This is a genomic window from Ruegeria sp. AG1, assembly GCF_056541705.1.
The window spans coordinates 193135-205826 of sequence record NZ_JBQFYU010000010.1; the positions used below are offsets into that span (position 1 = coordinate 193135).

At 57.0% G+C, this 12692-nt stretch carries 11 protein-coding genes; 4 read left to right on the forward strand and 7 right to left on the reverse strand.

Translation table 11 applies throughout. The features are described 5' to 3' along the window. Positions 1–25 precede the first annotated feature (25 nt). The 7 genes from ACR0B5_RS16360 to ACR0B5_RS16390 form a co-directional block, all read right to left on the reverse strand. Complete coding sequence (locus ACR0B5_RS16360; RefSeq protein WP_480541843.1) at positions 26–841, reverse strand: PaaX family transcriptional regulator C-terminal domain-containing protein; 816 nt, start codon at positions 839–841, stop codon at positions 26–28. A gap of 49 nt (positions 842–890) precedes the next feature. Continuing rightward, positions 891–2921, reverse strand: coding sequence for a phenylacetic acid degradation bifunctional protein PaaZ (gene paaZ, locus ACR0B5_RS16365; RefSeq protein ID WP_480541844.1), 2031 nt, complete (start codon positions 2919–2921; stop codon positions 891–893). A 119-nt stretch (positions 2922–3040) separates the two neighbouring features. Beyond that, positions 3041–4228 carry a cytochrome P450 gene (locus ACR0B5_RS16370; RefSeq protein WP_480541846.1) on the reverse strand — a complete coding sequence of 396 codons (1188 nt, stop codon included), beginning with the start codon at positions 4226–4228 and terminating at the stop codon, positions 3041–3043. Then, positions 4228–5580 carry a TRAP transporter large permease gene (locus ACR0B5_RS16375; RefSeq protein ID WP_480541848.1) on the reverse strand — a complete coding sequence of 451 codons (1353 nt, stop codon included), beginning with the start codon at positions 5578–5580 and terminating at the stop codon, positions 4228–4230. The genes ACR0B5_RS16370 and ACR0B5_RS16375 overlap by 1 nt, the downstream gene beginning before the upstream one ends. Next, positions 5577–6083: a TRAP transporter small permease gene (locus tag ACR0B5_RS16380; RefSeq protein ID WP_480541850.1), complete on the reverse strand. Its 507-nt coding sequence runs from the start codon at positions 6081–6083 to the stop codon at positions 5577–5579. The genes ACR0B5_RS16375 and ACR0B5_RS16380 overlap by 4 nt, the downstream gene beginning before the upstream one ends. Before the next feature lie 57 nt (positions 6084–6140). Next, positions 6141–7160 (reverse strand): TRAP transporter substrate-binding protein, encoded by a 1020-nt coding sequence (locus ACR0B5_RS16385; RefSeq protein ID WP_480541852.1) that lies wholly within the window; start codon positions 7158–7160, stop codon positions 6141–6143. 70 nt (positions 7161–7230) lie between these two features. Then, positions 7231–9264, reverse strand: coding sequence for an FAD-dependent oxidoreductase (locus ACR0B5_RS16390; RefSeq protein ID WP_480541854.1), 2034 nt, complete (start codon positions 9262–9264; stop codon positions 7231–7233). Positions 9265–9367: 103 nt separating this feature from the next. On the opposite strand from ACR0B5_RS16390, the gene paaG reads away from it, so the two are divergent. Genes paaG through ACR0B5_RS16410 form a run of 4 tightly spaced genes read left to right on the forward strand, consistent with a single transcriptional unit; the run spans position 9368 to position 12515 of the window. Then, positions 9368–10153, forward strand: a complete 786-nt coding sequence (gene paaG / locus ACR0B5_RS16395; protein ID WP_480541856.1) for a 2-(1,2-epoxy-1,2-dihydrophenyl)acetyl-CoA isomerase PaaG — start codon at positions 9368–9370, stop codon at positions 10151–10153. Positions 10154–10155: 2 nt separating this feature from the next. Then, the gene (gene paaI / locus ACR0B5_RS16400; protein WP_480541858.1) at positions 10156–10581 is read left to right on the forward strand and encodes a hydroxyphenylacetyl-CoA thioesterase PaaI; all 426 of its coding nucleotides are present in this window, start codon (positions 10156–10158) and stop codon (positions 10579–10581) included. Positions 10582–10604: 23 nt separating this feature from the next. Next, positions 10605–11915 carry a phenylacetate--CoA ligase PaaK gene (paaK, locus tag ACR0B5_RS16405; protein WP_170375277.1) on the forward strand — a complete coding sequence of 437 codons (1311 nt, stop codon included), beginning with the start codon at positions 10605–10607 and terminating at the stop codon, positions 11913–11915. A 3-nt stretch (positions 11916–11918) separates the two neighbouring features. Further along, a complete protein-coding gene (locus ACR0B5_RS16410) occupies positions 11919–12515 on the forward strand; it encodes a TetR/AcrR family transcriptional regulator (protein ID WP_480541860.1) in 597 nt (198 codons plus the stop codon). Positions 12516–12692 lie beyond the last annotated feature (177 nt).

Consider the following 12692-nt stretch of genomic DNA (forward strand, 5'->3'; position numbering starts at 1 on the left):
ATCAGGAGGAATTTTGTCCCAAAACCTAAGTGCTCAACCCTACTTCCAAGGTTGCGAGTTGCTGTCGGGGCAGCCTGTCCAAAATCCTAGAGACCGCCTCGCGGCAGGCGGGCTCCTTCCAGTCACTGGGCAGAAAATCCGAGGGCAAAGCCGGGTGTCGCAAGATGATGCGGCGCCAATTGTGCACAAGGAGGACACGCAGAGCTGCCGTTTTCATCGGATCATCCACACCGGTCGTCGGCAGCAGATCTTCGATCTCCTGGATTGATGTCCAAAACTCGTCATACGCGGTTTTCAGCGACTCTGGTCCGCATAGCTCTGTTAACCAATCTGGTACTGAAATCGCTGTAATCTCAAAACCCAGCAGGTCTTCCAGATCGCGCGGCATAGGTCCCGCTGCCATCGCTGTGAACGGGTTTAATGAGATATATTCCCCAGTCAGCAACAGATCGGACAGTTCCTTTCGGGATGTTTCCGAGCTGCTCGACATCAGCACATGCCAGGTGTCTGGTTTGGCCGTTTCGCGAGCGTAAATGCGTGGCGCAGCGGCTGCACTTTGAGTGCGACCATAGTCCGTAAGCCGATGGACACTCGCGCGCCCAACGCGGGTACTTTCGATCCAGCCTTCTTTGCGCAATCGATGCAACGCCACTCGGGTCGCTTCGGCCTTGATACCCACAAGGCTCGTCAACGCAGTGATCAATGATCCGCTTATCTGATCGGATTTGTTTTGCGCCAGATCGCCAAAGATCGTGACAAGCACAGACCAAACCCGCAGAGACCCTTGGGAGGTCAAATGACCAACACAAAGATCGAACCAATCTGTGGAAGCGTCTTTCATGGCCGCAGTATAGGCGGGCCGGATCGAATTACCATCCGGCCCATCACCGTCAGTAAGCCACCATTGTCAGCAGCTCGTATTCTGCAACAAGGTCATCATCTTGCTGTGTCAGCGTAACGTGCCAGCGAACCTCGCCATACTGATCGTTGCGTTTGGTCTTTGACTTAACGGTCAGGCGCACTTTGATGCTGTCCCCGGCCACAACTGGTTTCATGAAACGCAACCCATCCAAGCCTGTATTGGCCAGAACAGGACCTTCGTTAGGTTCGACAAACAAACCGGCGGCGAACGACAACAGCAGGTATCCGTGCGCGACACGACCCGGGAAGAACGGATTTCGTTCTGCGGCGGCCTCATCCATGTGCGCATAGAAGGTGTCGCCGGTGAATTCCGCAAAGTGCTCGATATCTTCGAGCGTGACGGTGCGCGGCGCCGTGTGAATTGTCTCACCGATTGCCAGATCGCGGTAGCGCCGCGTGAAAGGATGCGCCGAGCCTTCGATCTCGGTTGCGCCCGAGACCCATTTCGTCCCAATCGCCGTCAACAGGTCAGGCGAGCCCTGAATGGCTGTGCGCTGCATGTAGTGTTTCACGCCCCGCACACCGCCCATCTCCTCGCCGCCACCCGCGCGACCAGGGCCGCCATGGACCATATGCGGCAAGGGTGAGCCGTGGCCCGTGGCCTCTTTCATCGAATCTCGGTTGTTGAAATAGAGCCGCCCGTGATACGCCCCGGCCCCCATGGTGAATTTGCGTGCCACATCCAAGTCATGAGTAATGACTGACGCGACCAGAGACCCCTGCCCCCGGTTCGCCAGCTCAATCGCGTGATCGGTGTCGCGATATCCCATGATCGTGCTGACCGGACCGAAGGCTTCGGTGTCATGAACGCGCTGTGCCGCATCCGGGTTCGCGCAGTGGAACAGCATCGGCGGCAGGAACGCCCCTTTTTGGGCATCTGCGCCGTCAACGGCAAAGTCATCCGGGTTGCCGAACACACGTTCGGCCTCTTGGCAAATGATCGCAGCCTTTTCCAGTACATCCAGTTTTTGATCATTCGAAACCAGCGCGCCCATGCGCGTCGTCTCAAGCCTAGGGTCGCCGATAACCGTTTTTGCCAGCCGCGCGGAAAGCGCTTCGATCACCGCCTGCACATGCCGCTCGGGTGCGATGATCCGGCGGATCGCGGTACATTTCTGACCCGCTTTTGTCGTCATCTCACGCTGGACTTCCTTGACAAACAGGTCAAACTCCGGCGTTCCCGGCTCGGCGTCTGCGCCAAGCACTGAACAGTTCAGACTGTCCTGTTCCGCCACAAAACGGACAGAGTTTTCCAGAATGACGGGGTTAGACCGCAGTTTCAGCGCAGTATCGGCCGAGCCGGTAAAACTGACCACGTCCTGCATGGTCAGGCGATCCAACATGTCACCCAGACCACCCGTCACAAGCTGGAGCGCCCCTGCAGGCAGAATGCCAGACTCCAGCATCAACCGCACGCAGAGTTCGGTCACGTAGCAGGAATTAGTCGCCGGTTTGACGATGGCCGGAACACCGGCCAGCAAGGTCGGAGCCAGCTTCTCCAACATGCCCCAAACCGGAAAGTTGAACGCGTTGATATGAACCGCCACGCCCTGCAGCGGCGTGCAGATGTGCTGACCGACAAAGGTCCCATTCCGCGACAGCTGTTCGACGTCACCATCCAGGTAAACGTGCCCATCGGGCATTTCGCGGCGGCCTTTCGAGGCAAACACGAACATCGTACCGATCCCACCATCGATATCGATCAGATGGTCCGACTGGGTGGCGCCCGTGTTGAATGACAGGTCATACAGGGCCTGCTTGTGCTGTCCCAAATGCACCGAAAGCGCCTTGAGCATCTTGGCGCGCTCGTGAAAGGTCATCTGACGCAGTGCTGGCCCGCCAACATTTCGTGCATGATCCAGCATGCTCTGCACATCCAAGCTACTGTTGCCAGCGGTCGCGATCACTTCACCGGTCACAGCACTGGCAATGTTGCGGGCACCCTCGCCCGGCGCGATCCACTCACCGGCCGCGAAACTTGAAATCTGTTGGATCGTCATGTGCCTCTCCTCAGTCCTGAGATGATCTACGCAGCCCTAAGCGCGCGGTTATGATAGTCATAATATTTACCGTACGGTCGGTCAATGAAAAGACCGATTCATTTTCTTGTTCGGTCACGTCAAACCTGTGCAGGAAGCTGAGCGAACCCGCGAAAGCGAATTCGCCCCCCACGCTTAGCGCCCTCCGTGACCTGATAGTTGGGAAATCGGTTCAAAAACCGGCTGACCGCTATCCTGCCCTCCATCCGGGCCAAGGTCAGGCCGACGCAGGTGTGCGGGCCACCGGCAAAGGCGTGGTGCTTGTTGGGGCGGCGGTCCAGCAGCATGCCGTCGGGCTGGTCAAACTGCCTCGGGTCGCGGTTGGCGGCGCCCATGCACAGGTGAATATCCGTGCCTGCCGGAATAATTTGGCCGTGGAGTGTCACGTCTTCGGTGGTCAGGCGATTGCCAAACTGGTTTGGGCTTTCCATGCGCAAGAATTCGTCCACTGCTGTGGTAATCAGGCCGGGGTTGCTCAGCAACTCAGCCCGTTTGTCACGGTGCCGATCTAGCAAATCCAGTGCGTTGCCGATCAGGTTTGTCGTGGTCTCGTGCCCCGCATTCAGGATAAAGATACAGTTCTGATACAGTTCAACGTCGGTCAGGCCTCCATCCGCATCGTCTTGCATCAGCCGTGTCAGAACATCCGTTTCCGGATTGCCCAGGTTGGCTTTTCGATCCTCAATGATATGGCGCAGAAATTCTTTGAATTCGGAGACGGCGCGGTTGCCCCACTCTTCCTGCTCAGGCGTCAATTGTGGTTCCAAAGCCCCAAGAATAGCCAGAGACCAGTCCCGAAGTGGTTCGCGTTCGGACCTGGGAATGCCCAACAGGTTGCCGATCACTTCGATGGGGATCGCCCCGGCAAAATCCTCGATCAACTCGACTGTGCCTTTGGCTTGCATCTGATCCAGCAAACTGTCGACGAGTTGGATCAATCCCGGCTCCATCTGCGCCAAGGCACGCGGGTTCATCGCTCCGACCATCACCTTGCGGACGCGGGTGTGCAGGGGCGGATCGTTGAACACCAGACTTGTGGTGTGGTGTTCGTATAGGGGGCTGTCGACCCCGTATTTGGGCCCAAACACCGCCTTTTTGTCCGAGATAAACCGCGTCGTATCCCGATAGACTAGATCCAGATCCTCGTATCGCGACAGGATCACCGAGCCGTCGGACTGGGGGCAAACCGGCATATCCTCGCGCAGCGCGGCATAGGCTGGATAAGGGTCCTCGTGAAACCCGTCGGGAAGCGCCGTCAGGGAAAACATCAGTGACCCATCGCCCCCATATATTCGGGCAGCACCAGTACCAGCCAGGGCACCAGAACGATCAGGGCCAGACGGAAAATGTCGGCGACCCAAAATGGAGTAACACCCCTGAAAATCGTTGCGGTCGAAACGTCCCCGACCACCCCTTTCAGGATGAATACGTTCAGACCAACCGGCGGGGTGATCAGGCTGATCTCGGTCACGACAACAACCACGATTCCAAACCAGATCGGATCATAGCCCAGCGACGTCACCAGCGGGAAAAAGATCGGCACAGTTAGCAAGAGCATCGATAGGGATTCAAACACGCAGCCCAAGATGATGTAGATGCCCAGGATCATCAGGATCACCACGAACGGTTCCACGTCATAAGCCGTGACCAAACCAATCAGCGCCTCGGGCAGGCCAGCGAGGTTGATGAAGTTCGAAAAGATTTGAGCCCCGATCAGGACCGAGAACAAGGCCGCGGCGGTAAAAGTTGTTTCTTTCAACACCTCGAAGGTTGAACTCAGTGTCAACCCACCGCGGGACAAGGCGATCAGAAACGCCCCCATGGCGCCCATGCCGGCGGCTTCGGTCGGGCTGAAGGTCAGGTTCAGCGGATGGAAATCAAACGCGCCGTAAAGCCCGCCGATGACCAGAAAGAACAACAGCAACACCGCCCAAACCGACCGTAACGCCGTCAGCTTCTCGCCCCAGCCGTGTTTTTCTCCTGCGGGTCCGGAGTCGGGTTTGCGCCAGACGGTCCAGCGAACGGCAAACAGGTACAGAAGGATGCCCAGCACGCCGGGAATGATACCGGCCACAAACAGCTTGCCGATGGATGTCTCGGTCAACAGGCCATAGATAACAAGGATCACGGAGGGCGGGATTAGAATGCCGAGCGTGCCGCCTGCCGCAATCGAGGCTGTCGACAGCTCATCCGAATAGCGATAGCGGCGCATTTCCGGCATGGCGACCTTGGACATCGTCGCCGCCGTTGCCAGGGACGAGCCACAGATGGCCGAAAACCCGCCACAGGCCGCAACCGTAGCCATTGCGATCCCGCCTTTGAAATGGCCCAGAAATGCGTTTGATACGGCGTAGAGCTCGCGCGCCAGCCCACCTTTGTTCACGAACAAGCCCATCAGAATAAACAGCGGAATAACCGAAAGGCCGTAGTCCTGTGCAGTGTCCGTAATCTGGCGACCGACCATTGACATCGCTGCTTTCAAGCCGCGTTCGGACAGAATGCTGCCGCCGCGTTCATATGCAAAACCCAACGTTCCGACGAGGCCCATTGCAAAGACAATCGGCAGGCGCAGAAGCACTAGAACAAGAACAAGGCCAAAGCCGATCAGTGCGGCAGTCATTGAGGGTGCTCCGACAAAGTATGGGGGGCAAAGATATGCAAAAGGCCGGTCGTGATCATCGCGACGGCGGTGATCGCGGTGGAAGCGGCGATGAACCAGCCGATATAGAACACGGGGATCGACAGGTACTCGGTCACATCACCATAGTCCCGCGCCCGTTCAGCCAAGATCCAGACCCGCTGAATCGGCCAGAACAGCATGATGCCCGATATCAGATAGACAATCGCATCCCGTGCACGGCTTAGGCGCAGTCGCGCAAACAACCCGTCCGTCAAGTCGACTGCAATCTGACCTTTTCCCGCCGAAATCATCGGAAGAACCGAGAATACAAGGATCGCCATCAGTATACGTGTCAACTCGGTCGCTGCTTCAATCGGCGCGTTGAACATGGACCGAAGAATGACGTCGCAAAACGTCATGACCATGAGGATAAAAAGCGCCACACAGGCCATCACTGTCGGAAAAACACTGATGCGGCGCGCGAAGGATACCAGAGATTGCATGAGGAATTCCCGCCCGGTCGAAACGGCTGGCGGTGCGAGACCGCCAACCAAGTCGCGTTATTGCGCGGCCATTTCACTGACGATCATGTCATACGCGGCCTGAGCATCGACCCCGGCGCCGTTGACTTCGTCAATGACCTTGGCGCGGACATCGACAGCAATTGCGTTGAACTTTTCCAGGTCTTCGGCAGATGCGGTGTTGATCGCGTTGCCGTCTGTGCCTTCGGTGGCTTCGCGCCCAATGGCATCAATCTCGTCCCAGATTTTACCAATTTCACGGCTCAGCGGCTCGCCAAACACCTGCTCTTCCAGCGCTTGCTGCAACTCGGCAGGCAGATCGGCAAATGTGTCTTCGTTCATGATGAAAGCGAAAGAGCCGCGATACAGGCCGCCCGGAACTTCGTAAACGTTCTGCGCCACTTCGGTCAGTTTGAAGCCCTTGCGGGATTCAAATGGCATCACGACACCATCGGCTGCTTTCGAAGCCAGCGTTTCGTACACTTTCGGAGCAGGCACCTGAATGCCGGTCGCGCCAAGTGCCGTGCCGACGTCTCCACCCACGCCACCGGGGATACGAACCTTGAGGCCTGATACCTCGTCCAGCGTGGTAACAGGGCTGCTGGAATGCAGTTGGGCCGGCCCATGCGTATGCAGCGCGATCACCTTGACGCCGCGATGTTCGTCGGCCGCCTTCAGGTGCTTGTCATAGGCGCGCCAATAGGCCACCGATGCAGCCTCGGCCGAGCCCTCATATCCGGGCAGTTCGATCATCTTGGTGGTGACAAAGCGGCCCGGCTGGTAGCCGTGGAAAATGATCGAGGCATCCGCCGCCCCATCCATGATCAGGTCCATCTGAGCCGGCGGCGGTGCGATGCCAAGTTTCAGTTCGGCGGTGACTTGGCCATCGGTGGCTTCTTCAACCATCTCGACGAATTTCGGCCACATCTTGGCGTTGATGCCATGGGTCGGCGGCGCCCAGCTGGAAATAGTCAGCGTATATTCTGCCGCCATCGCAACGGTGCCTGAAATGGCCAGTGCCGCCGAAGCCAGCAAGGTGCTCAAGTTGCTGAGTTTCATGTTCTGTCTCCTCCCTGTGAAACATGCATTCTGAATGCGTTAATGGTTGCTTTTGTAACCATCAACACTTTTAAAGCGCTATAGTTTGGGCCGCGATGGCCCAAGACGCCGGACTTTCCTTAGCCACAGCCAGCATAACCGACTGGGACACCTCACTCCCTATTTCCTTGCGATAGTTCATCGGCCCCCCGCGCCAACGCGGAAAGCCATAGCCATGGATTTGAACTATATCGACGACTTCTGCGTTTTCGGCGATCCCTTCTTGGATGATCAAAGCTCCCTCATTCGCCATGACCGCCAGAAGGCGAGACGATATGTCCTCGGCCGTAAACGAACGTCGGGTAATGCCCTGCGCAGCGGAATACCCTTCGATCAAAGCCTCAACCTCGGGGTCGCGGATCGGTTTGCGATTTCCGTCTTCGTACCTGTACCAGCCTTTGCCGGATCGCTGCCCAAACCGCTCCATCTCACATAGCTGGTCGGCAATGGTGACATAGCGTTCGTTCGGGTCGCGCGTGGCAGCGTTGCGTCTTCGGTTTGCCCAGGCGATTTGCAACCCGGTCAGATCCTGCAGCTCGTACGGCCCCATCGGCATCCCGAAATCCCGCATCGCCTGGTCAATTTCATGGGGCAACGCCCCGTCTGCCAGCAGATAATCCGCCGCGCGCCGATAAGCGGCCAGCATGCGGTTGCCAATGAACCCGTCGCAAACTCCGGACAGCACCGAAACCTTACGCAGCTTCTTGCCCAGCGCAAATCCCGTGGCCACGAATTCGGGGGCGGTTTGGGGGGTGTGCACGATCTCAAGCAGTTTCATGACATGGGCCGGGCTGAAGAAATGCAGCCCGATGCACCGTGTCTGGTTTTCGATGCCCGAAAAAATTTCGGCCGGGTCCAGATAAGATGTATTTGTGGCAAGAATTGCGTTGGCGCCCATGTTCTTCGCCAATTCGGCAAAGACCTGCTGTTTGACCGATAGGTCCTCGAACACGGCTTCAATGGCCAATTCCGCATCGGCTGCTTCGGCATAACTGTCAACGGCGCGAAATCGGGACAGGCAAGTCTGGCATTGCGCTTCGGTCATCTTTCCGCGTTTGACCGCGCCCTTCAACAGGCCTTCAACCCGATTATGGGCTGCCAATGCGGCCTCGGAGTCGCGTTCGATCAACGTGACATACAGGCCAGCCATCAGAGCGGCGGTTGCAATTCCGGCCCCCATCAAGCCGCCGCCCACCACAGCAATACGGCTGAAGTTGCGCGGCTGGACGTCTTTGATCATCGCAGGCTTGGAGACACTGCGTTCCGCAAAGAACGCATGACGCAGCGCGCGGCTTTCCGCAGTTTGGCGAAGCGCCAGATGGCGCGCCCGTTCCATCGGCTGTGCTTCGGAAAACGGCTTCTGGGACCAGGTTAGCGCGGTCAGGTTCTCCAACGGCGACTGCTGCCCCTTGGCGCGCTTTTTCAGCGATGCCCGATAGGTCTCGATCAGATCAGGCGCAAAATCAGCGACAATACGTTGGCTGACCGGCACAGGACGATCCGGCAGATCGGCCAAAAAGCTCTCGACCGCCTGTTCAAGATCGTCGGCCACCAAATCGACGGCCCCAAGCTGCAGCATCTCCTCGGCCCTCCGCACTTTGCCTGTGCAGGCCAGATCGATTGCCGCTTCCATCCCCACAAGGCGTGGTAGACGCTGCGTGCCGCCCGCGCCGGGGATCAATCCAACATTGACTTCTGGCAGACCAAATCCCGTGCCCGCCGCTGCTATGCGCCACGCGCAGGCCATCGCAATTTCGAATCCGCCACCAAGAACGTTCCCGTGCATACAGGCTATAAAGGGAACCTCGCTGTCTTCGATCATTTGGACGACATCGGGCAGGTGCGGCTCGACCGGCGACTTGTCAAATTCGGACATGTCGCCGCCCGCGACAAAGGTCCGGCCAGCGCATCGCAACACGGCCACCCGCGCGCCTTTGACCGCATCCACAGCATCTGCAAGCCCCTGCCGGACCGCTTGCGAGGTCGCATTGACCGGCGGGTTGTCAATGGTGACCCAGGCGACATCGCCTTTGAGTTCAACATTCACAAGTGACGTCTGAGACATGGATGTGCCCTTCAAGCGCTCTGGATTCGAGTCTTGTTTATATATTGACCAACCGTTCGGTTAATGCAATGATAAAAATGAAACGACATCTGGCAGAGCAGTCATGAGCGATACGATTCTTGCAGAAGATCACGGGACCTGGGTTGAGATTACACTGAATCGTCCTGACAAACTGAACTCATTCAATGATGAGATGCATTACGCGCTGCAAGACGCGCTGAAATCCGCCCGGGACAACGGCGCGCGCGCCATCCTTTTGACGGGTGCCGGGCGCGGATTTTGCGCCGGACAGGATCTTGGTGACCGCGATCCATCGAAAATGGACGGCCCGCCTGATTTGAGTAAAACCGTGCGGACCTTCTATGCGCCTTTGGTGCGATTGATCCGGTCGCTGAACTTCCCGGTTATTTGTGCTGTGAACGGTGTTGCTGCCGGAGCCGGGGCCAATCTGGCCCTAGCCTGCGACATGGTTTTGGCAGGCGAAAGCGCCAAGTTCATTCAGAGTTTTGCCAAGGTCGGCCTGATCCCCGATACTGGCGGCAGTTGGCATCTGCCCCGCCTGTTGGGAGAGGCCAGAGCCAAGGGATTGGCGTTTACGGCACAACCTTTGCCAGCAAAACAAGCAGAAGACTGGGGCCTGATCTGGAAAGCCCTGCCCGATGATCAGTTGATGACCGAAGCCCGCGCATTGGCAAGCCAATTTGCCAACGGTCCGACCGTTGGGCTGGGTAAGACAAAGCAGTGCATTCAGACCGCGGCGACCACCACCCTTTCTGATCATCTTGAAATCGAAGCGGACGCTATGAAAATCTGCGGGGAAAGTGCGGACTATGCCGAAGGCGTGTCCAGCTTCCTCGAAAAACGCGCACCAAGTTTTCAGGGCAAATGACGATGACGCCGAAAGAACGCGCCGCTAAATCTGCCGCTGCTATGTGGGCCAATGATGAGGCCAGCAAATGGTTCGGCATGGAACTCGTTGACGTCGACGAAGGCCGCGCCGTTCTGGCACTGACCGTCGCAACTCATCACTGCAACGGCCATGGCATATGCCATGGCGGCGTCACCCATGCCCTGGCAGACAGCGCCTTTGCCTTTGCCTGCAACAGTCACAACGTCGCGACCGTCGGCCAACATACAATGATGAGCTATCTCGCACCTGGACGCCTGGGAGACCGCCTTACCGCAACCGCGACAGAAACCGCTGTCGCAGGTCGTAGCGGCGTCTATGACGTACGCATCACAAATCAAGATGGCATGACTGTCGCCGAATTCCGGGGCATGTCCCGCGCGGTTGGTGGTCAGAATTTTGTCGAATAGAAATACGCTGGAGGAGCAACGCAATGGACGCCCTGTCCCCCAACAAAGCTGAATTGGACCCGATCGAAATCGCATCGATCGACGAAATCCGTGCGACACAGCTTGAACGCCTCAAATGGTCGGTCCGACATGCCTACGAAAACGTGGCGATGTACAAGCAGCGCTTTGATGAGGCGGGTGTCCATCCGGATGATTTGCAACAGCTTTCGGATATTTCGAAGTTCCCATTCACATATAAAAACGACCTGCGTGACAATTACCCTTTTGGCCTTTTCGCTGTCCCACGCAGTGAGATTATCCGACTGCACGCGTCTTCCGGCACAACCGGCAAGCCAACTGTGGTGGGCTATACCAAAGCTGATATCGATAACTGGGCAGATTTGGGTGCGCGTTCGTTGCGGGCGGCAGGTTTGCGTAAGGGCGATTTGGTACACAACGCCTATGGCTATGGCCTGTTTACTGGTGGTCTGGGCGCCCACTACGGGATCGAACGATTGGGTGCGACCGTTGTCCCCATGAGCGGCGGGCAGACCGAGAAACAGGTCGGCTTGATAAATGATTTTCAGCCCGACGGGATCATGGTGACGCCGTCATACATGCTCAACATCCTTGAACAGTTCCACAAGTCCGGGCTCGACCCCAGAAAAAGCTCTCTCAAGGTTGGCATTTTCGGAGCAGAGCCCTGGACAGACGCAATGCGAACGGAGGTTGAATCCGCATTCGACATGCACGCGGTCGATATCTACGGCCTGTCTGAAATCATGGGCCCCGGCGTCGCGAGCGAGTGCGTCGAAACAAAAGATGGTCCCGTGATCTGGGAGGATCACTTTCTACCAGAGATCATTGACCCGGCCACAGGCGAAGTACTGCCCGACGGAGAAACTGGCGAGTTGGTTTTCACCACTTTGACAAAAGAAGGTTTGCCAATGATCCGCTACCGCACGCGCGATCTGACCTGTCTGTTGCCTGGAACGGCGCGTTCGATGCGCCGGATGGCAAAGATTACTGGCCGCAGCGATGACATGATGATCCTGAGGGGCGTGAATGTTTTCCCCAGCCAGATCGAAGAGCAGGTCATGGCGACGGGAGGTCTGGCCCCCTACTATCAGATTGAACTTTACAAATCCGGCCGCATGGACGCGATGCGGGTGTTTGTCGAAGCGTCAGCAGACTCAACCGACGAGATGTCAAAGACTGCCGCAGCCCGAATGCTGACTAAGCGCATCAAGGACGTTGTTGGCGTTTCAACGGAAATTGTTGTAGGTGATCCAGGCGACGTCGAACGCTCTCAGGGCAAGGCGAAGCGCGTCATCGACAACCGCGATAAGGAATAAGCCGTGGCCCGGACAATTGCCAAAGACCACGACCAGAAGCGGGAACAGATTCTCAAAAGAGCTGCGAAAATCTTTGCAGACCAGGGGTTCGACCGCGCCTCGATGACCTTGTTGGCAAAAGAGTGCGGGATCTCCAAGGCGAACATATACCATTATTACGACAGTAAGGATGCCATCTTGTACGACATCCTTGAGACCTATCTTCGGGATTTACGTGACCGCATTTGCAACGTTGATTTCGAAGGGCTTGAGCCTGAAGAGAAACTTCGAAAGGCTGTCCGCGAAATCTTGTTCGCCTATCAAGGTGCTGATGACGAGCACCGGGTTCAGATCAGCGGTATGAACGCCCTCGCCGACGACCAGCAAAAGAAACTGCGTGAGTACCAGCGTGATATGGTCAACTTCATTAACAATATCCTACAGGAGCTGTCGCCAGAGACATTGGGTGATGACAAAGCCAAGTTGCGCGGAGCCACAATGTCAGTTTTCGGCATGCTGAACTGGTATTACATGTGGAACACGGGAGCCGGAACCAAGGCGCGTGAAGACTATGCTGATCTGGTCAGCACACTGACGGTCCACGGCATTCGAAAGTTGTAGGCGGGAAGCACACTTTTTCGCTGAACAGTTTATCATTGGTTTCCAAGTTGAGCCTTCATTCAAAACGGTGCTGTCAGACGAATTCGAACCAGTCTCAGTTTACCGCGGAAACCGTGAACCTATCCAGAACAAAGCTGACGCCACTCGCTAAGAGCGGCGGCGCGTGTCAACTTGAAG

Coding starts and splice junctions, on each gene's coding strand:
- ACR0B5_RS16390 (WP_480541854.1), bottom strand. CDS start 9,264: ATGTCTCAGACGTCACTTGTGAATGTTGAACTCAAAGGCGATGTCGCC.
- paaI (WP_480541858.1), top strand. CDS start 10,156: ATGACGCCGAAAGAACGCGCCGCTAAATCTGCCGCTGCTATGTGGGCC.
- ACR0B5_RS16370 (WP_480541846.1), bottom strand. CDS start 4,228: ATGTTTTCCCTGACGGCGCTTCCCGACGGGTTTCACGAGGACCCTTAT.
- ACR0B5_RS16385 (WP_480541852.1), bottom strand. CDS start 7,160: ATGAAACTCAGCAACTTGAGCACCTTGCTGGCTTCGGCGGCACTGGCC.
- ACR0B5_RS16375 (WP_480541848.1), bottom strand. CDS start 5,580: ATGACTGCCGCACTGATCGGCTTTGGCCTTGTTCTTGTTCTAGTGCTT.
- paaG (WP_480541856.1), top strand. CDS start 9,368: ATGAGCGATACGATTCTTGCAGAAGATCACGGGACCTGGGTTGAGATT.
- paaK (WP_170375277.1), top strand. CDS start 10,605: ATGGACGCCCTGTCCCCCAACAAAGCTGAATTGGACCCGATCGAAATC.
- paaZ (WP_480541844.1), bottom strand. CDS start 2,921: ATGACGATCCAACAGATTTCAAGTTTCGCGGCCGGTGAGTGGATCGCG.
- ACR0B5_RS16360 (WP_480541843.1), bottom strand. CDS start 841: ATGAAAGACGCTTCCACAGATTGGTTCGATCTTTGTGTTGGTCATTTG.
- ACR0B5_RS16380 (WP_480541850.1), bottom strand. CDS start 6,083: ATGCAATCTCTGGTATCCTTCGCGCGCCGCATCAGTGTTTTTCCGACA.